This window comes from Streptomyces sp. NPDC042364 (assembly GCF_056437585.1).
The window spans coordinates 120,743-141,934 of the sequence record NZ_JBWKAJ010000007.1; the positions used below are offsets into that span (position 1 = coordinate 120,743).

Consider the following 21,192-nt stretch of genomic DNA (forward strand, 5'->3'; position numbering starts at 1 on the left):
GCGGTGGCGGTGGCGGCGTTCCGGGTCCCCGGCCGCCACCACCGCACCCCGCCCCGCCCGCTCGGACGTCCTGAAGGGCGTCAGCTCTTGTCGAGCATCTTGTTCATCTGCTGGATCTCGGCCGTCTGGGCCGTGATGACGTCGTCGGCGAGGTCGAGCGCGGGGCCGTACTTACCGTCGGACTTCTCGGCCTTCGCCATCTCGACGGCACCTTCGTGGTGTTCGACCATCAACTCCAGGAACTTCTTGTCGAAGGCGGCGCCGGAGGCCTTCTCCAGGGCGGCCATGTCCTCGCCGCTCATCATTCCGGGCATGGCGGCCGCCATGTCGTGACCCATGCCGGACATGTCCTCGGGGACCTTCTCGCCCCATGCCGTAAGCCAGCCGGACATCGTCTCGATCTCCGGGTCCTGGGCACCCTTGATCTTGGTGGCGAGGTCCTTGACCTCCTGCGCGGCGGCACGGCTCTCGGCCAGTTCGGCCATCTCCACGGCCTGGCGGTGGTGCTGGATCATCTCCTCGGCGAAGCCGACGTCCGCCTTGTTGTGGCCGCCGGCCTTCGCCGAGGCGGACGAACCGGCCTTGGGCGAGCCGGACTCGGAGTTCATCGAGCCCATGTCGTGGCCGTCGCCGTCACCGCCGCACGCGGTCAGGACGAGGGCGGCCGCACCGGCGGCGACGGTGAGGGCGGCACGACGGAAGAACCCGCGGTATGCGGTCATGGTGGAGCTCCTGCGCTTTTCGAATGGAGAAGTCGGAAGAAGGGCTTTCCGGAGCACGGCGCCGTTCACCTGGGCGTGCGGCGGCGTGCGGGCTTCTCTAGATCCGCAGGAGCTGGAGTTCGGCGAGCGACGGTGGGGCGCGGCCTCCTTCGGGGCCGGAGCCCGTCATCGAGGCCCGTGCGTCCGCCTGCGCGGACCATGCCACCACATCGGGCACCAGGACGGGGGCGACGACCGGGGCCTGGCCCACTGACGCCGAGGCGCAGGCCGGATCGGCGTGCTGCAGGTGGCCCGTGCCGCCGTCGGCGTCATGACCACAAGCGCCCGGCATCGACGCCCGAACGGCCGCCCCCATGCCCGGCATCGACGCCCGAACGGCCGCCTCCATGCCCGCCATCGACGCCCGAACGGCCGCCTCCATGCCCGCCATCGACGCGCGAACGGCCGCCTCCGCGCCGGGCGTCCACACCCGATCGCCGGCGGCCCCGCCGGGCGTCGGCATCTCCGCGCCCGTGTGCGCGGTCGCCGTCGTCCGGTGGTGTCCGGCGGTCGCACCGTGCGGGGGGACCGGTCCGAGACCGTGCATGCCGAGCAGGCCCAGCAGCAGCGCGCACACGAGCAGTCCGCAGGCCCGCGAGGGCGGACGCGGCCGGCTGTGCGGCGCCCCGAGGCCGGTCACGGCCTCGTCGTCGGCACGGTTCATGGGTCCCTTGTGTGGTGAGTACGTCGCGGGCGCCGCCGAGGCGGGCCCGCTGCCGAGGGCGGCGCGCGGGCCGACCGTTCTACTAACCTACTATGGACTTACGTAATCACAGCGCACATCCGGTGCGGGGAGAGGAAGACGGGGCATGCGGCGGCTGGGGGAACTGGAAGCGGAGATCATGGACCGCCTCTGGACATGGGACCGTCCCGCGACGGTGCGCGAGGTCGTCGACGACATCAACCGGACCCGGCCCGTCGCCTACACGACGGTGATGACGGTCACCAACATCCTCTACAACAAGGGCTGGCTGCTCCGGGGCAAGCAGGGCCGCGCCTGGCTGTACTCGCCCGTGCGCAGCCGTGAGGCGTATGCCGCCGCGCTCATGGAGGACGGCCTGGGCGCGAGCAAGGACCGCCCGGCCGCGCTGGTCCACTTCGTGGAGAACATGACCGAGGACGAGGTGGCCGCCCTCCGCAAGGCCCTGCGGACCGTGGGACGACAGGCGAAGCCGTGAACGCGACGCCCGTACTGGTCGCCTACACGGCACTCGTGGGCTTCGTCGGCCCTCCCCTGCTCGTGCGGGCCGACTGGCCGCACCGGGCGCCCGCGACGGCCCTCGCGGTCTGGCACGCGCTGGCCCTGTCCTTCTCGCTGGGGGTCGCGCTGACCGCGTACCACCTGGCGATGCCCGCCGGGCATCCGCACGAGGGCCTGCTGGGCCTGCTGCACTCCTGCGGGCTCGCCGCCCTCGGGAACGGCGCCGATCCACGGACCGCCGCCCGGCTCGCCGTCGCCCTGCCCGCCACGCTCGGACTCGCCCTGGCGGGGAGCTTCGCCTTCCATCTCGTCCGGGCCCGTCGGGCGCGGGCCCGGCACCGCCGGGCGGTGGACCTGGTGGGCCGCCGGTCGGCCCGGCTGGGTGCCGTCGTCCTGCCGTACGACGTGCCCGCCGCCTACTGCCTGCCTGGCCGCCGGCCCAGGATCGTGGTCAGCGACGGGGCCGTCCGGGAGCTGACGTCCGAGCAGCTCGCCGCGGTACTGGAGCACGAGCAGGCCCATGTCGCGGGCCGTCATCATCTGGTCCTGGCCGCCGCGGAGGCGTTCCACTCCCTGTTCCGCCGGCTCCCGGTGGCCCGCCACGTCCGGGAGCAGACGGCGCTGCTGCTGGAGATGGTCGCCGACGACCGCGCCCTGCACGGGCATTCCCGTGAGGCCCTGGCGACCGCGATGTACGAGATGGCGGCGGCCCGGGCTCCGCGCGGCGCGTTCGGGGCGGGAGGCCGGGCGGTGCTGATCCGAATGCGGCGGGTGCTCGGCCCGCGCACGACTCCTCATCGGGCCCTGTCTGCCGCCATGGCCGTCATGGCGGTGACGGTGCCGCTGCTGCCCCTGCTCGTCGTCTGCCCGCCCGGCCTCGGCTGACCCGCCCTCACACCGTCACGCCCTCACGCCCTCACACCGTCACGCCGTCACGCCGTCACGCCGTCACGCCGTCATCATCAGCAGCATCGTCGCCATCGAGCCGCCCATGCCGATGTGACCGGCCAGACGGGCGTTCGGCACCGAGAGCACCGCGGGGGTACGGGCGGCGCGGCGGTGGCGGGCCCTCGGAACGGTCGCCGCGGACGACGGGGCCGGGCCCCGCATCCGGGCCCGTACGGCCAGGGCCACGGAGGCCAGGAAGTAGGCGGCCAGCACCCAGAAGGCGGCACGCCACAGCACGGCGGACCCAGAGGACGCGACGGCTTCGCTCACTCCATGACCACCGCCCATGCCGGCGGCCACCCCGTGCCCGTGCCCGTGCCCGGAGGCGCCGGCCAGGACGAGTGTCGGTCCGGAGGTCGCACCGGGCATGGCCAGGGTCATGAGCACCATCGCGGCGCTCCCGACCGCGAGATGGGCGCCGTGCCGGAGCCGCCGTAGACCATCGCGTACGGCATGCCGTACGGAGAGGGCCACGCCACCGAGACAGAGCAGGGCGAAGACCGCCGCCCACCACAGGCCGTACGTGCCGTAGAGGACCGCTGTCGGGGGCGCCGCCATCACGGCCATGCCCGCGCCCATCACGACCTCGGCTCCCGCCTCGAACCGGGCCCAGCCGACGACCAGCGCCATCCGGACGAGGTTGCCGGCGGCGACCCCGGCCCCCAGCACCACCAGCGTCCAGCCCAGAAGGTGTCCCGTCACATCGCCCCCACCGCTCGTCGATCACTACGTATCTCCTTAGTACGTGGCGGTCGGCGATCCCGCTCAGCCGGGCAGGCGGAACCTCGTGACGGGAAGTCGCCCGCACCGGCTCGCCACCCCTCGCCATATACCCCCCAGGGGTATATGGTGGCGGGTGTCAGGCAAAGGATCACCACGGACGAGGACGGGGATGACGGGTCATGGACCACAGCGCTCACCATGACGGCACCGCGCACGAAGGGCACGGCGGAGCCTCCTGGGGCACGGCGGTGAAGGCGACGCTGCACTGCCTGACCGGGTGCGCCATCGGGGAGATCCTCGGGATGGTCATCGGCACCGCCCTGCGGTGGGGCAATGTGCCGACGATGGCGCTGGCCATCGCCCTCGCGTTCGTGTTCGGGTACTCGTTCACGCTGTTCGCGGTGCGCCGCGCGGGTCTGGGCCTCCGCAGCGCGATCCGGGTGGCGCTGGCCGCCGACACCGTCTCCATCGCCGTGATGGAGCTGGTCGACAACGCGATCATCGCCCTGACTCCGGGAGCGATGGACGCCCACCTGTCGGACGGGCTGTTCTGGTCGGCGCTCCTCGGCGGGTTCGCGGTCGCCTTCCTGATCACCACGCCCGTCAACAAGTGGATGATCGGCCGCGGCAAGGGTCACGCCGTCGTCCACGCCTACCACTGACGCCCGCCCGTTCGGCTCCGGCCGCCCCTGGGGGCCGGCCGGGGCCGAACGGGTGGTCCCGGGAGGCCCGAGGCCCCCGGGTTCACCCGGCTGACCGCCCCGAGTGGTGGCGAGCGGAAAACCGGCTGACGGTGGATCAGTCAAGTCCGGGTCCCTTCAGCTGATGTAGCGCCAGCTGCCCGGACGGGACGGAAGGACCATCAAATGCGTTCAGCCCGCATGCTTTTCGCGACAGCGGCGGCCACGGCCGTTCTCGCCATCACCGCGCCCGGCGCCTACGCCGACGGGGAGAAGTGGGACGGTGAGGACTCCGGGTACAGCAAGGAGCACCACAAGAAGGAGCACGGCAAGGGCGGCTGGCACAAGGGTCCCCACGGGGGCGTGCACACCGGCGGCGGCGCCCTCACCGCGGTCGGCGGCGGCGACAGCGACAAGAAGGAACACCACAAGGACGGCTGGCACAAGGACGGCTGGCACAAGGGCCCCCGCGGGGGCGTGCACACCGGCGGCGGCGCCCTCACCGCGGTCGGCGGCGGCGACAGCGACAAGAAGGAACACCACAAGGACGGCTGGCACAAGGACGGCTGGCACAAGGGCCCCCGCGGGGGCGTGCACACCGGCGGCGGCGCCCTGAGCGCGGTCAGCGAAGACGAGTGGAGCTCCGGCGAGGGCAGCGGTAAGGAGTCCTGGGGCAAGGAGGGCAAGGAAGGCAAGGAGAAGGAGCAGGGCCACGACAAGGGCTCCTGGAAGGGCGACCACGACAAGGGTGGCTGGAAGCGCGACCACGACAAGCCGCGTGGCGGGGTGCACACCGGCGGCGGCGGGCTCGCCTCACCGACCACGACCGCGGGCGGGCTGGCCGTCCTCGCGGTGGCGGGCACCGGCCTGTACGCCCTGCGCCGCAAGAACGCCGGCGGAAGCGCGGCCTGACCCATGCCCGGCGCGATATCCGGTCCGATAACAGCCGGGCCGTCACACCGTGCATCGTGTGACGGCCCGGCCGCCCGGCGCGCACCCCCCGCCCCGCCCGTCCGCTGCCGTGCCTTGTGAGGTGGTGTCCGATGGCAGCCCATCCCTCTTCCCCCGGCGACACCGGTCCGGAGCCGACCCGCCGTGGTTCCCGGTCGACCGTCACCCTGCTGTTCGCCCTGGGCCTGCTGGTCCTCTCCCTGATCCTGTTCGGACGCGAGGGTTCCTCGTCCGACACCGCCAGGCCGCCGGACGCCCGGCCCGCCCCGCAGGCCGCGCAGTCCTCCGCGACGGCCTCCCCCTCCGTGCCGGCATCCCCTTCCGTCACAACCTCCCCCTCCGTGCCGGCCTCCCCCTCCGCACGCCCGGTGGGCAAGTCTCTGCCCCGTTCGCAACCGGTGCGGCTGCGCATCCCGAAGATCTCCGTCGACGCCCCCTTCACCCCGCTGAAGATCGGCCGCACGGGGCAGTTGGACGCCCCGCCCCCCAACGACGTCAACCTCGTGGGCTGGTACGCCGACGGCGCCACCCCGGGCGAGGCGGGCACGTCGATCATCGCCGGTCACGTCGACACGACCACGTCCCCGGCCGTGTTCGCCGGACTCGCCAAGCTCGCCAAGGGCGATGTCTTCAATGTCGTACGGGCCGACGGGAGCAAGGCGAACTTCGTCGTCGACGACGTGGAGAGGTTCGACAAGGACAACTTCCCGGACGAGCGCGTGTACGCCGACACGCCCCGCGCGGAGGTCCGGCTGATCACCTGCGCCGGCACCTACGACCGGGTGGCCAAGGACTACACGGAGAATCTGGTGGTCTTCGGACACCTTCTCTGAACCCGCCGGTTCCCGGACCCGCACGGGGTCCGGGCAGAGCCCTGGGAGCGCTCCCGGCCTCCGGGCGAACGTCAGGTGACCGACTGGCCAAGACCTTTCCTGCGGCCGGCCAAGAACGATTCAACGGCCGGCCATGATTGATCAACGCTCGTCCATGATTCCGCAACGCGAACGTTTGGACGTTTGGCCGGACGTACCTTCCTCCGCGTGAACTCTGACCAGACACCCCACAGCGGCGACGGCACCGAGGCACCCGGTTCCGCCGACGGCCCGATATCCCTCCCGCGGCCCCGTGGCCGGCGATCGCTGCTGCGCGCCGCGCTCGCCGGCACCGCCGTCCTCGGCGGCGGACTCGCGGTCGGCGCCTTCCCCGCCGAAGCGGAGCCCGTCTCACGCGCCGAGCGCTCCACCCCGGCCGCCACCCCCACCCGGCCGGACACCCCCGAGAAGGCGTTGAAGGAACTGTCGAAGGGCAACCGCCGCTGGCGGACCCTCCACCAGCGGTACCCCGACCAGGACGCCGCCACCCGCAAGGCCGTGACGATCGGCCAGCACCCCTTCGCGCTCATCCTCGGCTGCATCGACTCCCGTGTCCCCCCGGAGCTGGTCTTCGACCAGGGTCTCGGCGACCTGATGACCGTGCGCAGCGCGGGCGAGGTGCTGGACGAGGCGGTGCTCGGCAGTGTCGCGTACGGCGTGCTCGAACTGGACATCCCGCTGGTGATGGTGCTCGGCCACCAGTCCTGCGGCGCCGTGAAGGCGGCCGTCCAGGCGGACGGCACCGGTGAGAGGCTGCCGGCCCACATCCAGTACGTGGCCGACCAGATCGCGCCGGCGATCGACCACCATGTGGAGGGCGACGCCCGGGTGGCGGCGACCATCGACGCGAACGTCCGGCTGGTCCGCTCGAAGCTGGCGGCCGAGCCCGACCTCGCGGCGAAGGTGAAGGCGGGCGAGGTGGCCATCGTCGGCGCCCGCTACGACCTGACCACCCAGCGCGTCCACCTGCTGAAGTAGGGCGGCGCCGGACGGACGGAAGGGGCCCCGGGCAAGTGGCGGTTTCCAGGGGCCCCTTCAATGCCGCGGGGGCTCGGCCCTCGGCCTGCCCGGGTGGGATCGGCGGGGTCGCCGACGCCCGCGACCCCCGGGTTGTGTCCGCGTCGTGTCACAAGAGGTCCGGGTGTTGTCACGTCTCGCCGCGACGCCTTGTGGGTGGGTTCCGGGGGCGTGCATCGTCGGTACTGCGAGGCGGTGACTCGCCGCCGGCACTCACAATGACGTGGAGGTGCGCCATGTGTTCACACCAGCCCCTGTGCCCCGCGGCCGACAGCGCGAACGGCGACGCAGCGCACATCGTCGCCTTCCACCCCGAGCAGGGCTGGAACCTGCTGTGCAACGGGGCGATCGTCTTCGACGACACCGGTGAGATCCTGCCCGACGGCCGTGTCGTCGCCCCGAGCCGTCTCGCCGTCGCCGCCTGAGACTCCGCCGGTCCGCCCGGGACTCCCCCGGAGCGCCCGGCACTCCCCGGGCCGCGGCCGCTCCGCGCCCCCCGGGGCTACGGCAGGACCGCGAAGCCGTCCAGTTCCACCAGGGCCCGCTCGTCCCAGAGCCGTACGACACCGACGACCGCCATCGCGGGATACTCCCGCCCCGCCAGCCTCCGCCACACCCGGCCGAGCAGCGACGCGTGGGCGCGGTAGTCGGCGACGTCCGTGGCGTAGACGGTGACGCGGGCCAGGTCGGCAGGTGTGCCGCCGGCGGCCGCCAGCGCGGTCAGCAGATTGCGGAGGGCCCGCTCGAACTGCTCGACCAGTGTCTCCCCCACCACCTTGCCGTCCGCGTCGAGCGCGGTCTGACCCGCCAGGAAGACGACCCGGCCGCCGGTGGCGACCACGGCGTGCGAGAAGCCGGTGGGCGGCGACAGCTCGACCGGGTTCACCCGTTCGATGGTCATGCGGACGGCTCCCGTTCCGCGGTCCGCGCGTACAACTCCTTTGCGATGACGGCCCGTTGCACCTCGCTCGCCCCTTCGTAGATCCGTGGTGCCCGCACCTCCCGGTAGAGGTGTTCGAGGAGATGGCCACGCCGCAGTGCCCGGGCGCCGTGCAGTTGGACGGCCGCGTCGACGACGTACTGAGCCGTTTCCGTGGCCAGCAGCTTCGCCATCGCGGCCCGGCCGGGGACGTCCGGGGCGCCGGAGTCGTACGCCGCGGCCGCCGCGTAGACCATGAGCCGGGCCGCCTCCGTGCGCAGTGCCATCTCGGCGACCTGGTGGGCGACGGTCTGGAGGTCGCACAGCTTCCCGCCGAACGCCTCGCGTCCGGAGGTGTGCGTCAGGGTGGCGTCCAGGGCGGCCTGGGCCATGCCGACCGCGAAGGCGCCGACGCTGGGGCGGAACAGGTTGAGCGTGCCCATGGCGACGCGGAAGCCGCGGTCGGGTGTGCCGAGGACGTCGTCCGCCGTGACGGGGACGGCGTCGAGGGCGAGGGTGCCGATGGGGTGCGGGGAGAGCATGTCGAGGGGGGTGCCCGTCAGGCCGGGGCGGTCGGCGGGGACCAGGAAGGCGGTGACACCGCGGGCGCCCGCGCCGACGGTGGTGCGGGCGAAGACGGTGTAGAGGTCCGCCTCGGGGGCGTTGGAGATCCAGCACTTCTCACCGGTGAGCCGCCAGCGGCCGGTGCCGTCGGGCTCGGCCCGCAGCTCCAGCGCCGCCGCGTCCGAACCGGCCCCGGGCTCGCTGAGCGCGAAGGCCGCGACCGCGTCACCGTCGCCGACCCGGGGGAGCCAGCGGGCGCGCTGGGCCTCGGTGCCGTGGGCGTGCACGGGGTGGGCGCCCAGGCCCTGGAGGGCGAGCGCGGTCTCGGCCTCGGTGCAGGCGTACGCCAGGGACTCGCGCATCAGGCAGAGGTCGAGGGCGCCGGAGGTGAACAGGCCGCGCAGCAGACCCAGCCGGCCGAGCTCGGCGACCAGGGGGCGGTTGACGCGACCCGGCTCGCCCTTGTCGGCGAGGGGGCGCAGCCGTTCGGCGGCGAGGGCGCGCAGCGCCGCACACCGGGTCACTTGATCCGGTTCGAGCGAGAATGCGGTCATTGCCGTCCCCTCTTCCCCATCGGGCCGCTTCAGGTTATCGCGGTCTGTTGACTGTCGTCACCAAGGCGATACGCTCCAGGTGCGAGCCCACCACGACGTGCGAGTCCACCACCGCAGGACCGAGCAGGGGGCGAACGTCATGAACTCCAGGGTCACCGCCCATGTCGACACCTTCGCCCGTGACAGCCTGCCGCCCCCGGACCAGTGGCCCGAGCTCGTCTTCGACCTTCCCGAGCTGCGCTATCCCGACCGGCTCAACGCCGCCGCCGAACTGCTCGGCGGCACCGACCCCGCCCGGCCCGTCTTCCGCACCCCCGCGGGGGAGACCTGGACGTACGGCGAGCTCTCGGCCCGGGTCGACCGCATCGCCCACGCGCTGACCTCCGCGCTCGGGGTCGTCCCGGGCAACCGGGTCCTGCTGCGCGGGCCCACCACACCCTGGCTGGCCGCGTGCTGGCTGGCGGTGCTCAAGGCGGGGGCGGTCGCGGTGACGGTGCTCGCACAGCAGCGGCCGTACGAGCTGGTGACGGTGTGTGAGCTGGCCCGGGTCTCGCACGCGCTGTGCGACATCCGGTCCGTGGACGACCTGGTGAAGGCCGAGGTGCCCGGGCTGAGGATCACGACGTACGGCGGGGACGGGCCGGAGGACCTGCTGCGCCTGCCCGCGCCGGACGGGCCCTTCCCGGCGGTCGACACCGCGGCCGAGGACGTGGCGCTGATCGCGTTCACCTCCGGTACGACCGGGCGGCCCAAGGGATGCGCGCACTTCCACCGGGACGTCCTGGCGATCGCCGACACCTTCTCCCGGCATGTGCTGCGGCCCCGGGCCGACGACGTGTTCGCCGGGTCTCCCCCGCTGGGCTTCACCTTCGGTCTCGGCGGTCTCGTCGTCTTCCCGATGCGGGCCGGGGCCAGCGCCCTGCTGCTCGAACAGGCGGGCCCGAGGCAGCTGCTGCCGGCGCTCGCGGAGCACCGGGTGTCGGTGCTGTTCACCGCGCCGACCGCGTACCGGGCGATGCTGGGCGAGCTGGACGGACACGACCTGTCGGCGCTGCGGCGGTGCGTGTCGGCGGGCGAGAACCTGCCGGCGGCCACCTGGCGGTCCTGGTACGAGCGGACGGGGCTGCGGATCATCAACGGCATCGGGGCGACCGAGCTGCTGCACATCTTCATCTCCGCGGCCGACGACGCCGTACGGCCGGGGACGACCGGGGTGCCCGTGCCGGGATGGCACGCCCGGGTGCAGGACGCGGACGGGGTGCCGGTGCCGGACGGGGAGCAGGGGCTGCTCGCGGTGCGCGGTCCGGTGGGGTGCCGTTATCTCGCGGACGAGCGGCAGCGGGAGTACGTGCGGGGCGGCTGGAACGTCACGGGTGACACCTATGTCCGTGAGCCGGACGGGTACTTCCGCTATGTCGCCCGCGCCGACGACATGATCATCTCCGCCGGGTACAACATCGCGGGTCCCGAGGTCGAGGACGCCCTGCTGCGTCATCCGGAGGTGCTGGAGGCGGCGGTCGTGGGACGGCCCGACGAGGCGCGCGGGCAGGTCGCGGTGGCGTACGTGGTCGTCGCGGCGGGGGCGGACCGGGACGGCGGGGCGCTGCGCGCCTTCCTCAAGGCCGAGCTGGCGCCGTACAAGTGTCCGCGCGAGATCGTGTTCCTGGACGCCCTGCCGCGGACGGCGACCGGCAAACTCCAGCGGTTCCGACTGCGTACCACGGGTGACCAGTGGTGATACCGAAGACCTAAAATGATCAACGTGTCCGAACAGCACGCACCACGTTCGCTCATCGTCACCTTCTACGGCGCTTACGGCCGTTCGGTGCCGGGTCCCGTGCCCGTCTCCGAGCTGATCCGGCTGCTCGCCGCGGTGGGTGTCGACGCGCCCTCCGTCCGCTCTTCGGTGTCCCGGCTGAAGCGCCGGGGGCTGCTGCTGCCCGCCCGTACGGCGGCGGGCGCCGCCGGGTACGCGCTGTCCGGCGACGCGCGGCAGCTCCTGGAGGACGGCGACCGGCGGATCTACGCGACGGCACCGCAACAGGACGAGGGCTGGGTGCTCGCCGTGTTCTCGGTACCGGAGTCCGAACGGCAGAAGCGGCACGTGCTGCGCTCCCGGCTGGCCGGACTGGGCTTCGGCACGGCCGCGCCGGGGGTGTGGATCGCGCCCGCCCGCCTGTACGAGGAGACCCGCCACACCCTCGTCCGGCTGCGGCTCGACCCGTACGTGGAGCTGTTCCGGGGCGAGCACCTGGGGTTCGCGGCGACCGCCGAGGCGGTGTCCCGGTGGTGGGACCTGGCCGGGATCGCCAAGCAGCACGAGTCGTTCCTCGACCGGCACGCGCCCGTGCTGCACGGCTGGGAGCGCCGGGCCGACACCCCGCCGGAGGAGGCCTACCGCGACTATCTGCTGGTCCTGGACTCCTGGCGTCAGCTGCCTTACGTCGATCCGGGACTGCCGGCGGCGCTGCTGCCGGCGGACTGGCCGGGGGTGCGCTCGGCGGCCGTGTTCCGGGCCCTGCACGAGCGGCTGCGGGACGCGGGGGCGGTGTTCGCGGGCCTCGGCACGTAAGACCCCGCAAAGGACCGGGCTTGTCGCATCGGCAGGCGCGGTGTGCGCGCTGCCGGCGGAACGGGGCCTCGTGTGACCGTCCGGGGCTACGGGGCGCCCCCCAGGGTGAGCCGCGGCCTGGGCGCGTCCGTGCGGCCGGTGTTCGGGCGGCGGCTTCCGGCCCGGTAGGGGGCGGGCCAGGTCACGGCCGGGCCCTCGTAGCCCTGTTCGGTCGCCGCGTGCAGGGTCCAGTGCGGGTCGTAGAGGTGGGGGCGTCCCAGGGCGCAGAGGTCCGTGCGGCCCGCGAGGATCAGCGAGTTGACGTCGTCCCAGGAGGAGATCGCGCCCACGGCGATCACCGGTACCCCCACCTCGTGGCGGATCCGGTCGGCGTACGGCGTCTGGTACGAGCGGCCGTGCTCGGGGCGCTCGTCGGCCACCACCTGCCCGGTCGAGACGTCGACGGCGTCCGCCCCGTGCGCGGAGAAGGCACGGGCGATCTCCACGGCCTCGTCGGCGGTCGTGCCACCCTCCGCCCAGTCGGTGGCGGAGATACGGACCGTCATCGGCCGTTCCTCGGGCCACACGGTCCGCACCGCGTCGAACACTTCCAGGGGGTAGCGCAGCCGGCGGTCCAGCGGGCCGCCGTACCGGTCCGTGCGGCGGTTCGTCAGCGGGGACAGGAAACCGGAGAGCAGATAGCCGTGGGCGCAGTGGAGTTCGAGGAGGTCGAAGCCGCTGCGGGCGGCACGGCAGGCGGCTGCCGTGAACTGCTCCCTTATGTCGGTGAGTTGGGCGCGGGAGAGTTCGCGCGGGGTCTGGCTCGCCGGTTTGTACGGGAGCGGGGAGGCGGCCACGAGGGGCCAGTTGCCGTCGGCCAGGGGCTCGTCGATGCCCTCCCACATGCGCCGGGTGGAGCCCTTGCGGCCGGAGTGGCCGAGCTGGACGCCGATGGCCGTGCCGGGAGCCTGCTCGTGCACGAAGGCGACGACGCGGCGCCACGCCTCTGCCTGCCGGGCGTTCCACAGTCCGGTGCAGCCGGGGGTGATGCGCCCCTCGGGGCTCACGCACACCATCTCGGTCATCACGAGCCCGGCACCGCCGAGCGCCCGCGCTCCCAGGTGGACGAGGTGGAAGTCGCCGGGGAGGCCGTCGGTCGCCGAGTACATGTCCATGGGGGACACGACGACCCGGTTGCGCAGGGTCAGACCGCGCAGCCGGAACGGGGTGAACATCGGGGGCGTGCCCGGCGGGCAGCCGAACTCCCGCTCCACCGCGCCGGTGAAGTGCGCGTCGCGCAGCCGGAGGTTGTCATGGGTGACGCGGCGGCTGCGGGTGAGCAGGTTGAACGCGAACTGCCGGGAGGGCTGGCGCCGGTACCGGCCGATGTTCTCGAACCACTCCAGGCTGGCCCGCGCCGCGCGCTGCGTCGAGGCGACCACCGGGCGCCGCTCCTCCTCGTACGCCGCGAGCGCCCTTTCCAGGTCGGGCTGTTCCTCCAGGCAGGCGGCCAGCGCCAGGGCGTCCTCGACGGCCAGCTTCGTGCCGGAGCCGATCGAGAAGTGCGCCGTGTGCGCGGCGTCACCGAGGAGCACCAGATTGCCGTGGGACCAGCGGTCGTTGACGACCGTGCGGAACGTCGTCCACGTGGAGTTGCTGGAGCGCAGCGGCCGTCCGCCGAGCGCGTCCGAGAAGAGTTTCGCGCACCGCTCCACCGACTCGGCGGTGTCCAGTTCCTCGAATCCGGCGGCCCGCCACACCTCCTCCCGCATTTCGACGATCACCGTGGAGGCGCCGGGCTGCCTCCGGGACCCGGGGGGTCTCGTCGAGGGGTGGTGGTCGGGCGACGGCCGGGAGTACGGGTAGCCGTGCAGCTGCATCACGCCGTGTGCCGTCTCCGCGATCTCGAAGCGGAACGCCTCGAACGCGAAGTCGGCGGCCAGCCAGATGTAACGGCAGCGGTGCGTCTCGACGGCCGGCCGGAACACCGGCGCGTACGCCTCGCGTGTCGCACTGTGCACCCCGTCCGCCGCGATGACCAGGTCGTACGTCCGGCAGAGCCACTCCGGGTACGGGGCCTCCGTACGGAAGTGGAGGGCGACGCCGAGGGCGCGGCAGCGGTCCTGGAGGATCTGGAGGAGTCGGTGGCGGCCGAGGGCGGCGAAGCCGTGTCCGCCGGAGGTGTGCCGGGTGCCTCGGTGGACGATGTCGATGTCGTCCCAGCGCACGAAGTCCCCTTGCAGGGCCTCGTAGACCACCGGATCGGCGTGCTCGATGCCGCCGAGGGTCTCGTCGGAGAGGACCACTCCGAAGCCGAAGGTGTCGTCGGGGGCGTTGCGTTCCCAGACGGTGATGTCGCGGGTGGGGTCGAGGCGTTTGAGGAGGGCGGCGGCGTAGAGGCCGCCAGGTCCGCCGCCGATGATCGCGATGCGGTGGGGCCGGCTGCGGTGCGAGGGCGTCCGCGGGCGGGCGGGGGCCGGTCGCGCGCCGCGGCGGAGCCGCGTGTCGACGACGTCCCGCGCCCCTGAGTCTGCTGTCCCCTGGGGTGTCATTCAGCGGCCCCGCCACTTCGGTGGGCGCTTCTCCGTGAACGCCGCGTGGAACTCCGCGTAGTCCTCGCCGTTCATCAGGAGCGCCTGGGTGGCGGCGTCCAGTTCGACGGCCGCCGCGAGCGGCATGTCCAGCTCGGCCGTGAGGAGGGCCTTGGTCTGGGCGTGGGCCAGGGCCGGGCCCTCGGCGAGGCGGTGGGCCAGGGCGTGGGCGGCCTCGTCGGCGGAACCCTCCTCGGTGAGCCGGCTGATCAGGCCGATGCGTTCGGCCTCGGGGGCGTGGACGGGTTCGCCGAGCATGAGGAGGCGGGTGGCGTGGCCGAGGCCGACGACGCGGGGCAGGAGATAGGCGGCGCCCATGTCGCCGCCGGAGAGGCCGACGCGGGTGAAGAGGAACGCGAAGCGAGCGGTGGGGTCCGCCACACGGAAGTCGGCGGCGAGGGCGAGGACCGCTCCGGCGCCGGCCGCCACCCCGTGCACGGCGGCGATCACCGGGAAGGGGCACTCCCGGACGGCCCGTACCACCTGCCCGGTCATGCGGTTGAAGTCGAGGAGCTGGGCCGTGTCCATGCCGAGGGTGGCGCCGATGATCTCGTCGACGTCGCCGCCCGAGCAGAAGCCGCGGCCCTCGCCGGCCAGCACCAGGGCGCGCACGGACCGCTCGCGGGACAGCTCGGCGAGCAGATCGCGCAGGTCGGCGTAGGCGCCGAAGGTGAGCGCGTTGAGCTTCTCGGGCCGGGCGAGGGTGACGGTGGCGACGCCGTCGGCGATCGAACAGCGCAGATGTCGCCAGTCGGAGGTGCGGGTGGCGGAGCCGGTGAAGGGACTCATGACGGGCGGCCTCCTCGGGGGCTACCGCGACGCTGCGGCTGCTTACCTGCCCCCTTGAAGCTATCACCGATATCTGACTGTCGTCACGGGGGCGCGATAGACGGGATGGGTGGCGTGCCCTGGCCGGCCGGCTCCGTGACTCGGTCACGGACGTTCGACAAGCAGGTAACGGCGGGCTCGGCGGTGAGCGGCGGGACGTCCGTATGGGTACACCGCCCGACAACGGGGCCGAAGGCCCCGCACGGCGCCCGCCGAGTGATCGCGAAAGGGCGAGCCGTACCATTCGTAACGCTGAAAGCAGGACGAGCCATGACCTGCTCCATGAACGGACCCGCCACCTTGCACGAGCCCTCCGCCCCCTCCTCCTGGCGCATCGCGCTGCCGCACACGGCTGCGGCCGTGCCCGCGGCCCGCGCGCTGGTCCGGACGGCTCTGACCGATCTGAAGCACGGGACGGACTGCGACACGGCGGAGCTGCTCACGGCGGAGCTGGTGGCGAACGCCGTGGAGCACGCGACGGGAGAGGGCCCGATAGAGCTGGTCGTCGAGCTGATGCCGTCCGGCTGTACGGTCGAGGTGCACGATCCGGACCCGGCGCCGCCGGGTGATCTCACGGCGCCCGGGTACGACGAGCCGGACCCCTGGCAGGAGCACGGCCGGGGTCTGCTGCTGATCCGCGCCCTCAGCTCGGCCTGCGGCCACCGCCCCACGGACTCGGGCAAGGCGGTCTGGTTCCGCCTCCCGTCGGTGCCGCACCAGCAGCGGCCCTAGGTGCGCTGTCCGGACAGGTTGGCGACGCGGCTGGCTGGGGTGTGGCCGCGCGGGTTCGCCGGATCGGCGACCGGGATGGCGGTTCGCGGCCGGCCCCGCCGGGAGGCCGGCTCCGCCCAGCCCTCAAGGGAGACCGGTTCTACGGCGGGAGAAGCAGCGCGACCGGTGACGCTTCTTCTGCTATCCGGCAGCAGGCCGAGTCCGGAGGCGGCGGCTCAGCCAGACGTACGCAGCCATGGCCAAGGAGCCGCGTGCCATGAAGTCGCCCCACAAGGGCAGGAATTCGCCGGCGCTGCCGGCCTCCAGGACTCCCCACAGCAGTACGGCCGTGAGCACACCCGCCACCGCCAGGACGAGTACGTAACTGACGCCGGCCGTACAGTTCCGGCCCAGCCACGTACCGAGCAGTCCGGAGGGGATCTGCACCGCCACGTGGAAGCTCACGCAGCCGAACAGGACCGCCGCGTAGATCGCGAACGGCGGCAGGTCCGCCGAGGGATCACCGGCCGGGGCTGCCCCATAAGCGTCCAGAGCCCAGAACGGTGCCACCAGGAAGGTGAGCAGCAGCAGTGCTCCGCTCACATGCATGGCGGCGAGGTGTACTGCCGCTCGACCGAGCACCCTGCGCCTCGTTGCAGGCGTCGACTCGTGATCGCCAGCCCCCACGGTTCCCCCTCGGCCCCATGCCCATAACGACTCGGCAGCAGTCTACGCCGCACCCCTCGCGCACCACGCGACCGTCCCGGGGTCCCTCCCGATGAACCGTCCTGGACGCCGAGGGGGGCGCATCACCGTCGAGCGGCGGGCCGCGTGCACCGGCCCGGGCAGGGCCGGGTTCAGGCCAGGGTCGCCACCAGTACCGCCTTGATCGTGTGGAGGCGGTTCTCCGCCTCGTCGAAGACGACGGAGTGCTCGGATTCGAACACCTCGTCGGTCACCTCCAGCGAGTCCAGCCCGTGGCGCTCGTGGATCTCCCGCCCCACCTTCGTGCCCAGGTCGTGGAAGGCCGGCAGGCAGTGGAGGAACTTGACGTCGGGGTTCCCGGTGGCGCGCAGCACGTCCATGGTCACCGCGTACGGGGAGAGCGCCGCGATCCGCTCGTCCCAGACCGACTTCGGCTCACCCATCGACACCCAGACGTCCGTGGCCACGAAGTCGGCGCCGCGCACCCCCTCGTCGACCTGCTCGGTGAGCGTGACGCGCGCCCCGCTGATCTCGGCGAGCTTGCGGGCGTGGGTGACGACCTCCTCGGCGGGCCAGTAGGAGCGGGGGGCGACGATGCGGACGTCCATGCCGAGCAGCGCGCCGGTGACCAGGTAGGAGTTGCCCATGTTGAAGCGGGCGTCCCCGAGGTAGGCGAAGGCGATCCCGGTCAGCGGCTTGTCGCTGTGCTCGGTCATGGTCATCACGTCGGCGAGCATCTGCGTGGGGTGCCAGTCGTCGGTGAGGCCGTTGTAGACGGGCACCCCGGCGTACGCGGCGAGCTCCTCCACGTTGGCCTGACTGTCCCCGCGGTACTCGATCGCGTCGAACATCCGGCCGAGCACTCGGGCGGTGTCCCGCACGGACTCCTTGTGCCCCATCTGCGAGCCGGAGGGATCGAGGTAGGTGGTCGAGGCCCCCTGGTCGGCCGCGGCCACTTCGAACGCGCAGCGCGTACGCGTCGACGTCTTCTCGAAGATCAGTGCGATGTTCCGGCCCGTCAGACTCCGGGTCTCCGTCCCCGCCTTCTTCGCCGCCTTCAGTTCCACGGCCAGCTCGATCAGCCCGCGGAACTCCTCCGCGGTGAAGTCCAGCTCCTTGAGGAAGTGGCGCCCGGCGAGGGCGGGGAGGGCGGTCGCCATGAGGACGCTCCAGGGTCGGGGGACGGGAGGACGAACGACGGATGGAAGTCTATACGATGTTCCACATTTCTATACAGGCGCCCTCTCCACCGGGCAGCTCATACAGCGCGGACCGCCTCTCCCCCGCCCCAGCTCGCTCCCGGGGATCTCGATCACCTCGATGCCCCGCTTGCGCAGATGCGTGTTGGTCGTGACGTTCCGCTCGTAGGCCACCACGACCCCCGGCTCCACGGCCAGCACGTTGCATCCGTCGTCCCACTGCTCGCGCTCGGCGGCGTGGACGTCCTGGGTGGCGGTGAGCACGCGGATCTCGTTCAGCCCGAGCGCCGCGGCGATCGCGCGGTGCATGTGCTCCGGCGGGTGGTCGGTGACCTTGAGCTCCTTCTCGCCGACGCCCGGCTCGATGGTGTACGAGCGGAGCATGCCGAGTCCGGCGTACTGGGTGAAGGTGTCACCGTCGACCATGGTCATGACCGTGTCGAGATGCATGAAGGCCCGCCGCTTCGGCATGTCCAGCGCGACGATGGTCCGGGCGGAACCGGCGGCGAACAGCTTGTGGGCGAGCATCTCGACGGCCTGCGGCGTGGTCCGCTCACTCATGCCGATGAGGACGGCGCCGTTGCCGATGACGAGGACGTCACCGCCCTCGATGGTCGAGGGATAGTCGGCCTGCCCCTCGGACCAGAGATGGAACGCCTCGCCACGGAAGAGGGGGTGGTGCCGGTAGATCGCCTCGAAGTGGACCGTCTCGCGCTGGCGGGCCGGCCAGCGCATGGCGTTGATGGAGACCCCGTCGTAGATCCAGGCGGAGGTGTCGCGGGTGAAGAGGTGGTTGGGAAGCGGGTCGATGAGGAAGTCGTCCAGCTCCATGACATGGAAGCGGACACTCGCCGGCTCCGGGTGCGCGTCCAGGAACTCCCGCTTGGTCATCCCGCCGATCAGCGCCTCGACCAGTTCACCGAGGGGCAGGGACTCGAAGGCGGCCCTGAGGTGGTCCGTGGCGAGCGGGCCGTACTCCTTCTCGTCGAAGACCCGGTCGAGGACGAGCTCCCGGGCCTCAGGGACGCGCATGACGTCCGTCAGCAGGTCGCCGAAGAGATGGACGGCGACCCCCCGGTCGCGCAGCACGTCCGCGAAACCGTCGTGCTCCGCGCGCGCCCGGCGCACCCACAGCACGTCGTCGAAGAGAAGCAGGTCCTTGTTGCTGGGGGTGAGCCTTTTGAGCTCTAGATCGGGCCGGTGCAGGATGACGCGGCGCAGCCGCCCGGCCTCGGAGTCGACGTGGAATCCCATGCCTTCATCCTGACCATTCGGGCGTGTGTTCACCCACTGGTCGACCGGAACGGTTCCCCGATGTCGTCCCCTTGACGATAAGCAGGTCCAGCCATTATCGTCCAACTGACGCGAACGAGTCCGTGGGGACAGACGAGGGGGATCACACTCATGGCCGACATCACCAGACGGTTCGGCTGGCGGCATCTGCGCGGAGCACCCACCGCGCACATCCGTCACCACCGCTCCGGACGGCTTGTGCACGACGGTCCGGGGCTGAGCTTCTGGTACCGGTCGCTGACCGCCGCGCTGTCCGAGGTCCCGGTCGACGACCGCGAACTGGCGATGACCTTCCACGCCCGTACGTCCGACTTCCAGGACGTGGCGGTGCAGGCGACGGTGACCTACCGGGTCAGCGACCCGGCGATCGCCGCCGCGCGGCTCGACTTCTCCATCGACCCCGACACGGGCGTCTGGCGGGGCGCTCCCCTGGAGCAGCTGTCGACGCTGCTGACGGAGACGGCCCAGCAGCACGCCCTGGACGTCCTGGCCCGTACGGCGCTGTCGTCCGCGCTGGTCGACGGGGTCGCTGCGGTACGGGAGCGGGTGGCGAGCGGCCTGGCGGCCGAGCCCCGGCTGCCGGCCACCGGCATCGAGATCGTCGCCGTACGCGTGGTGGCGCTGCGGCCCGAGCCCGAGGTGGAGCGGGCGTTGCGGACCCCCGCGCGGGAGCAGATCCAGCAGGAGGCGGACCGGGCGACCTACGAGCGGAGGGCGGTGGCCGTCGAGCGGGAGCGTGCCATCGCGGAGAACGAGCTGGCCAGCCAGATCGAACTCGCCCGTCGCGAGGAGCAGCTGGTCGAGCAGCGGGGGACGAACGCACGCCGTGAGGCCGAGGAGAAGGCCGCGGCGGACGCGGTGCGGGCGGGCGCGGAGGCGGCCCGCACGCTGCGGCTCACCGAGGCGGAGGCCACGCGCACCGTGCAGCTCGCCGACGCGGAGGCCACCCGGAACGTACGGCTCGCCGAGGCGGAGGCGGCTCGGCAGGTCAAGCTCGCGGAGGCGGAGGCGGCCGCCGCGCGGGCCGTCGGGGCGGCGCGGGCCGAGGCTCAGTCGGCGTGGCTGCGGGTGCACGGCGAGGTGGACGCGGCGACGCTGCACGCGCTGACCGGGACGCGGCTCGCGGAGAACCTGCCGCGGATCGAGAGCGTGACCGTCTCACCGGACGTGCTGACCGGGCTGCTGGCGAAGCTGGGCGGGGCGGGCGGTTCCGGGGACCCGGCGTGAGTCTCGCGCCCCGGGTGGTGCTGGTCCATCGCACCACCGAGTACGAGGAGTTGGTGGCCCGGCACGGCACGCACGGGCAGGCCGCCTTCTTCCTGAAGTCACGGGGGCGGGACATCGAGGACGTGGCCGAGCGGCACCGCCGGGAGCGGCGGGCGCTGGCCGAGGTCACGTCCTCGGTACCGCTGACCTGGCGTCAGGCCCGGGTCGAGCGTGCGGACCTGGACCGGTTCCTGTTCGCCCCCGAGGACGTCGTGGTCGTCGTCGGGCAGGACGGGCTGGTGGCCAATGTCGCCAAGTACCTCGCGGGACAGCCCGTGGTGGGGGTCAACGCCGATCCTCGGCGCAATCCGGGGGTGCTGGTCCGGCACGGGGTCGCGGACGTGGGGAAGCTGCTCGGCTCGGCGGTGGGGCGGGGGGCGGCGGTCGACGAGCTGACCATGGTGGAGGCCGTCGCCGACGACACCCAGCGGTTGGTGGCGCTCAACGAGGTCTATCTGGGCGCGGCGGGGCACCAGACCGCGCGGTACCGCCTGGGGCTCGACGGCGACAGGGGTGTCGTCGAGCCCCAGGCCTCGTCGGGGGTGCTGGTGGGGACGGGGACGGGGGCGACCGGGTGGATCCGGTCGGTGTGGCAGGAGCGGGCGAGCCGGCTGGATCTGCCGGGGCCCAGGGAGGCGCGTCTGCTGTGGTTCGTGCGGGAGGCGTGGCCGTCGCCGGTGACCGGTACGTCGATGGTGGCGGGGTCGCTGGGGGCGGGGGCGCGGCTGCGGATGACCGTGGAGTCGGATCGGCTGATCGTGTTCGGGGACGGGATGGAGGGGGATGCGTTGGAGTTGACGTGGGGGCAGACGGTGGAGGTGGGGGTGGCGGGGGTTCGGTTGCGGCTTCTGGGGTGAG

At 72.6% G+C, this 21,192-nt stretch carries 22 protein-coding genes; 12 read left to right on the plus strand and 10 right to left on the minus strand.

Translation table 11 applies throughout. The features are described 5' to 3' along the window. Positions 1–80 precede the first annotated feature (80 nt). Together AC067N_RS16580 and AC067N_RS16585 are read right to left on the minus strand one after the other, a co-directional pair. On the minus strand, positions 81–722 hold the full coding sequence (locus tag AC067N_RS16580) for a DUF305 domain-containing protein (protein WP_478679593.1): 642 nt from the start codon (positions 720–722) through the stop codon (positions 81–83). A gap of 97 nt (positions 723–819) precedes the next feature. Continuing rightward, a complete protein-coding gene (locus AC067N_RS16585) occupies positions 820–1,425 on the minus strand; it encodes a DUF6153 family protein (protein ID WP_478679594.1) in 606 nt (201 codons plus the stop codon). A gap of 145 nt (positions 1,426–1,570) precedes the next feature. Here AC067N_RS16585 and AC067N_RS16590 point away from each other — a divergent pair, with 145 nt between their 5' ends. Together AC067N_RS16590 and AC067N_RS16595 are read left to right on the plus strand one after the other, a co-directional pair. Further along, complete coding sequence (locus AC067N_RS16590) at positions 1,571–1,939, plus strand: BlaI/MecI/CopY family transcriptional regulator (protein ID WP_478679595.1); 369 nt, start codon at positions 1,571–1,573, stop codon at positions 1,937–1,939. Then, positions 1,936–2,847, plus strand: a complete 912-nt coding sequence (locus tag AC067N_RS16595; RefSeq protein ID WP_478679596.1) for a M56 family metallopeptidase — start codon at positions 1,936–1,938, stop codon at positions 2,845–2,847. The genes AC067N_RS16590 and AC067N_RS16595 overlap by 4 nt, the downstream gene beginning before the upstream one ends. A gap of 63 nt (positions 2,848–2,910) precedes the next feature. Here AC067N_RS16595 and AC067N_RS16600 read toward each other — a convergent pair whose 3' ends face one another. Next, positions 2,911–3,612: a DUF5134 domain-containing protein gene (locus AC067N_RS16600; protein WP_478679597.1), complete on the minus strand. Its 702-nt coding sequence runs from the start codon at positions 3,610–3,612 to the stop codon at positions 2,911–2,913. A gap of 200 nt (positions 3,613–3,812) precedes the next feature. Here AC067N_RS16600 and AC067N_RS16605 point away from each other — a divergent pair, with 200 nt between their 5' ends. The 5 genes from AC067N_RS16605 (at position 3,813) to AC067N_RS16625 (ending at position 7,578) form a co-directional block, all read left to right on the plus strand. Continuing rightward, positions 3,813–4,295: a DUF4396 domain-containing protein gene (locus tag AC067N_RS16605; RefSeq protein ID WP_478679598.1), complete on the plus strand. Its 483-nt coding sequence runs from the start codon at positions 3,813–3,815 to the stop codon at positions 4,293–4,295. Positions 4,296–4,499: 204 nt separating this feature from the next. Further along, a complete protein-coding gene (locus tag AC067N_RS16610) occupies positions 4,500–5,225 on the plus strand; it encodes a hypothetical protein (protein WP_478679599.1) in 726 nt (241 codons plus the stop codon). A 131-nt stretch (positions 5,226–5,356) separates the two neighbouring features. Continuing rightward, entirely contained in the window at positions 5,357–6,097 is a 741-nt protein-coding gene (locus AC067N_RS16615) for a class F sortase (RefSeq protein ID WP_478679600.1), read from the plus strand. A 207-nt stretch (positions 6,098–6,304) separates the two neighbouring features. After that, on the plus strand, positions 6,305–7,114 hold the full coding sequence (locus tag AC067N_RS16620; RefSeq protein ID WP_478679601.1) for a carbonic anhydrase: 810 nt from the start codon (positions 6,305–6,307) through the stop codon (positions 7,112–7,114). Positions 7,115–7,389: 275 nt separating this feature from the next. Next, on the plus strand, positions 7,390–7,578 hold the full coding sequence (locus AC067N_RS16625; RefSeq protein WP_478679602.1) for a DUF5999 family protein: 189 nt from the start codon (positions 7,390–7,392) through the stop codon (positions 7,576–7,578). Between the two features lie 77 nt (positions 7,579–7,655). Here the strand turns inward: AC067N_RS16625 and AC067N_RS16630 are convergent, their stop codons facing one another. Together AC067N_RS16630 and AC067N_RS16635 are read right to left on the minus strand one after the other, a co-directional pair. Further along, positions 7,656–8,054: a RidA family protein gene (locus tag AC067N_RS16630; RefSeq protein ID WP_478679603.1), complete on the minus strand. Its 399-nt coding sequence runs from the start codon at positions 8,052–8,054 to the stop codon at positions 7,656–7,658. After that, complete coding sequence (locus AC067N_RS16635) at positions 8,051–9,190, minus strand: acyl-CoA dehydrogenase family protein (protein ID WP_478679604.1); 1,140 nt, start codon at positions 9,188–9,190, stop codon at positions 8,051–8,053. The genes AC067N_RS16630 and AC067N_RS16635 overlap by 4 nt, the downstream gene beginning before the upstream one ends. Positions 9,191–9,329: 139 nt before the next feature. Here AC067N_RS16635 and AC067N_RS16640 point away from each other — a divergent pair, with 139 nt between their 5' ends. After that, on the plus strand, positions 9,330–10,928 hold the full coding sequence (locus tag AC067N_RS16640; RefSeq protein ID WP_478679605.1) for an AMP-binding protein: 1,599 nt from the start codon (positions 9,330–9,332) through the stop codon (positions 10,926–10,928). A gap of 15 nt (positions 10,929–10,943) precedes the next feature. Further along, complete coding sequence (locus AC067N_RS16645; RefSeq protein ID WP_478679606.1) at positions 10,944–11,762, plus strand: PaaX family transcriptional regulator; 819 nt, start codon at positions 10,944–10,946, stop codon at positions 11,760–11,762. Between the two features lie 86 nt (positions 11,763–11,848). Here AC067N_RS16645 and AC067N_RS16650 read toward each other — a convergent pair whose 3' ends face one another. Both AC067N_RS16650 and AC067N_RS16655 read right to left on the minus strand, forming a co-directional pair. Further along, positions 11,849–14,293, minus strand: a complete 2,445-nt coding sequence (locus AC067N_RS16650) for a bifunctional salicylyl-CoA 5-hydroxylase/oxidoreductase (RefSeq protein WP_478679607.1) — start codon at positions 14,291–14,293, stop codon at positions 11,849–11,851. Beyond that, the gene (locus AC067N_RS16655; protein WP_478679608.1) at positions 14,294–15,121 is read right to left on the minus strand and encodes an enoyl-CoA hydratase family protein; all 828 of its coding nucleotides are present in this window, start codon (positions 15,119–15,121) and stop codon (positions 14,294–14,296) included. A gap of 321 nt (positions 15,122–15,442) precedes the next feature. Between AC067N_RS16655 and AC067N_RS16660 the strand changes: the two genes are divergently transcribed. Continuing rightward, positions 15,443–15,892 (plus strand): ATP-binding protein, encoded by a 450-nt coding sequence (locus AC067N_RS16660; protein WP_478679609.1) that lies wholly within the window; start codon positions 15,443–15,445, stop codon positions 15,890–15,892. 180 nt (positions 15,893–16,072) lie between these two features. Here AC067N_RS16660 and AC067N_RS16665 read toward each other — a convergent pair whose 3' ends face one another. The 3 genes from AC067N_RS16665 to AC067N_RS16675 all read right to left on the minus strand — a co-directional run bounded on the left by AC067N_RS16665 (position 16,073) and on the right by AC067N_RS16675 (position 19,029). Then, entirely contained in the window at positions 16,073–16,480 is a 408-nt protein-coding gene (locus AC067N_RS16665; protein ID WP_478679610.1) for a hypothetical protein, read from the minus strand. Positions 16,481–16,728: 248 nt separating this feature from the next. Beyond that, the gene (gene argF, locus AC067N_RS16670) at positions 16,729–17,736 is read right to left on the minus strand and encodes an ornithine carbamoyltransferase (protein ID WP_478679611.1); all 1,008 of its coding nucleotides are present in this window, start codon (positions 17,734–17,736) and stop codon (positions 16,729–16,731) included. Positions 17,737–17,805: 69 nt separating this feature from the next. Next, positions 17,806–19,029: an arginine deiminase gene (locus AC067N_RS16675; RefSeq protein ID WP_478679612.1), complete on the minus strand. Its 1,224-nt coding sequence runs from the start codon at positions 19,027–19,029 to the stop codon at positions 17,806–17,808. A 150-nt stretch (positions 19,030–19,179) separates the two neighbouring features. Here AC067N_RS16675 and AC067N_RS16680 point away from each other — a divergent pair, with 150 nt between their 5' ends. Together AC067N_RS16680 and AC067N_RS16685 are read left to right on the plus strand one after the other, a co-directional pair. Next, positions 19,180–20,295: an SPFH domain-containing protein gene (locus AC067N_RS16680; RefSeq protein ID WP_478679613.1), complete on the plus strand. Its 1,116-nt coding sequence runs from the start codon at positions 19,180–19,182 to the stop codon at positions 20,293–20,295. Continuing rightward, on the plus strand, positions 20,292–21,191 hold the full coding sequence (locus tag AC067N_RS16685) for an NAD(+)/NADH kinase (protein ID WP_478679614.1): 900 nt from the start codon (positions 20,292–20,294) through the stop codon (positions 21,189–21,191). Before AC067N_RS16680 ends, AC067N_RS16685 begins: the two co-directional genes overlap by 4 nt. Position 21,192: the final 1 nt, after the last annotated feature.

Bases quoted from the DNA above. Each gene is read 5' to 3' on its own strand.
- AC067N_RS16580 (WP_478679593.1), bottom strand. From the start codon at position 722: ATGACCGCATACCGCGGGTTCTTCCGTCGTGCCGCCCTCACCGTCGCC.
- AC067N_RS16585 (WP_478679594.1), bottom strand. From the start codon at position 1,425: ATGAACCGTGCCGACGACGAGGCCGTGACCGGCCTCGGGGCGCCGCAC.
- AC067N_RS16590 (WP_478679595.1), top strand. From the start codon at position 1,571: ATGCGGCGGCTGGGGGAACTGGAAGCGGAGATCATGGACCGCCTCTGG.
- AC067N_RS16605 (WP_478679598.1), top strand. From the start codon at position 3,813: ATGGACCACAGCGCTCACCATGACGGCACCGCGCACGAAGGGCACGGC.
- AC067N_RS16610 (WP_478679599.1), top strand. From the start codon at position 4,500: ATGCGTTCAGCCCGCATGCTTTTCGCGACAGCGGCGGCCACGGCCGTT.
- AC067N_RS16615 (WP_478679600.1), top strand. From the start codon at position 5,357: ATGGCAGCCCATCCCTCTTCCCCCGGCGACACCGGTCCGGAGCCGACC.
- AC067N_RS16625 (WP_478679602.1), top strand. From the start codon at position 7,390: ATGTGTTCACACCAGCCCCTGTGCCCCGCGGCCGACAGCGCGAACGGC.
- AC067N_RS16630 (WP_478679603.1), bottom strand. From the start codon at position 8,054: ATGACCATCGAACGGGTGAACCCGGTCGAGCTGTCGCCGCCCACCGGC.
- AC067N_RS16635 (WP_478679604.1), bottom strand. From the start codon at position 9,190: ATGACCGCATTCTCGCTCGAACCGGATCAAGTGACCCGGTGTGCGGCG.
- AC067N_RS16640 (WP_478679605.1), top strand. From the start codon at position 9,330: ATGAACTCCAGGGTCACCGCCCATGTCGACACCTTCGCCCGTGACAGC.
- AC067N_RS16645 (WP_478679606.1), top strand. From the start codon at position 10,944: ATGATCAACGTGTCCGAACAGCACGCACCACGTTCGCTCATCGTCACC.
- AC067N_RS16650 (WP_478679607.1), bottom strand. From the start codon at position 14,293: ATGACACCCCAGGGGACAGCAGACTCAGGGGCGCGGGACGTCGTCGAC.
- AC067N_RS16655 (WP_478679608.1), bottom strand. From the start codon at position 15,121: ATGAGTCCCTTCACCGGCTCCGCCACCCGCACCTCCGACTGGCGACAT.
- AC067N_RS16660 (WP_478679609.1), top strand. From the start codon at position 15,443: ATGAACGGACCCGCCACCTTGCACGAGCCCTCCGCCCCCTCCTCCTGG.
- AC067N_RS16665 (WP_478679610.1), bottom strand. From the start codon at position 16,480: ATGCATGTGAGCGGAGCACTGCTGCTGCTCACCTTCCTGGTGGCACCG.
- argF (WP_478679611.1), bottom strand. From the start codon at position 17,736: ATGGCGACCGCCCTCCCCGCCCTCGCCGGGCGCCACTTCCTCAAGGAG.
- AC067N_RS16675 (WP_478679612.1), bottom strand. From the start codon at position 19,029: ATGGGATTCCACGTCGACTCCGAGGCCGGGCGGCTGCGCCGCGTCATC.
- AC067N_RS16680 (WP_478679613.1), top strand. From the start codon at position 19,180: ATGGCCGACATCACCAGACGGTTCGGCTGGCGGCATCTGCGCGGAGCA.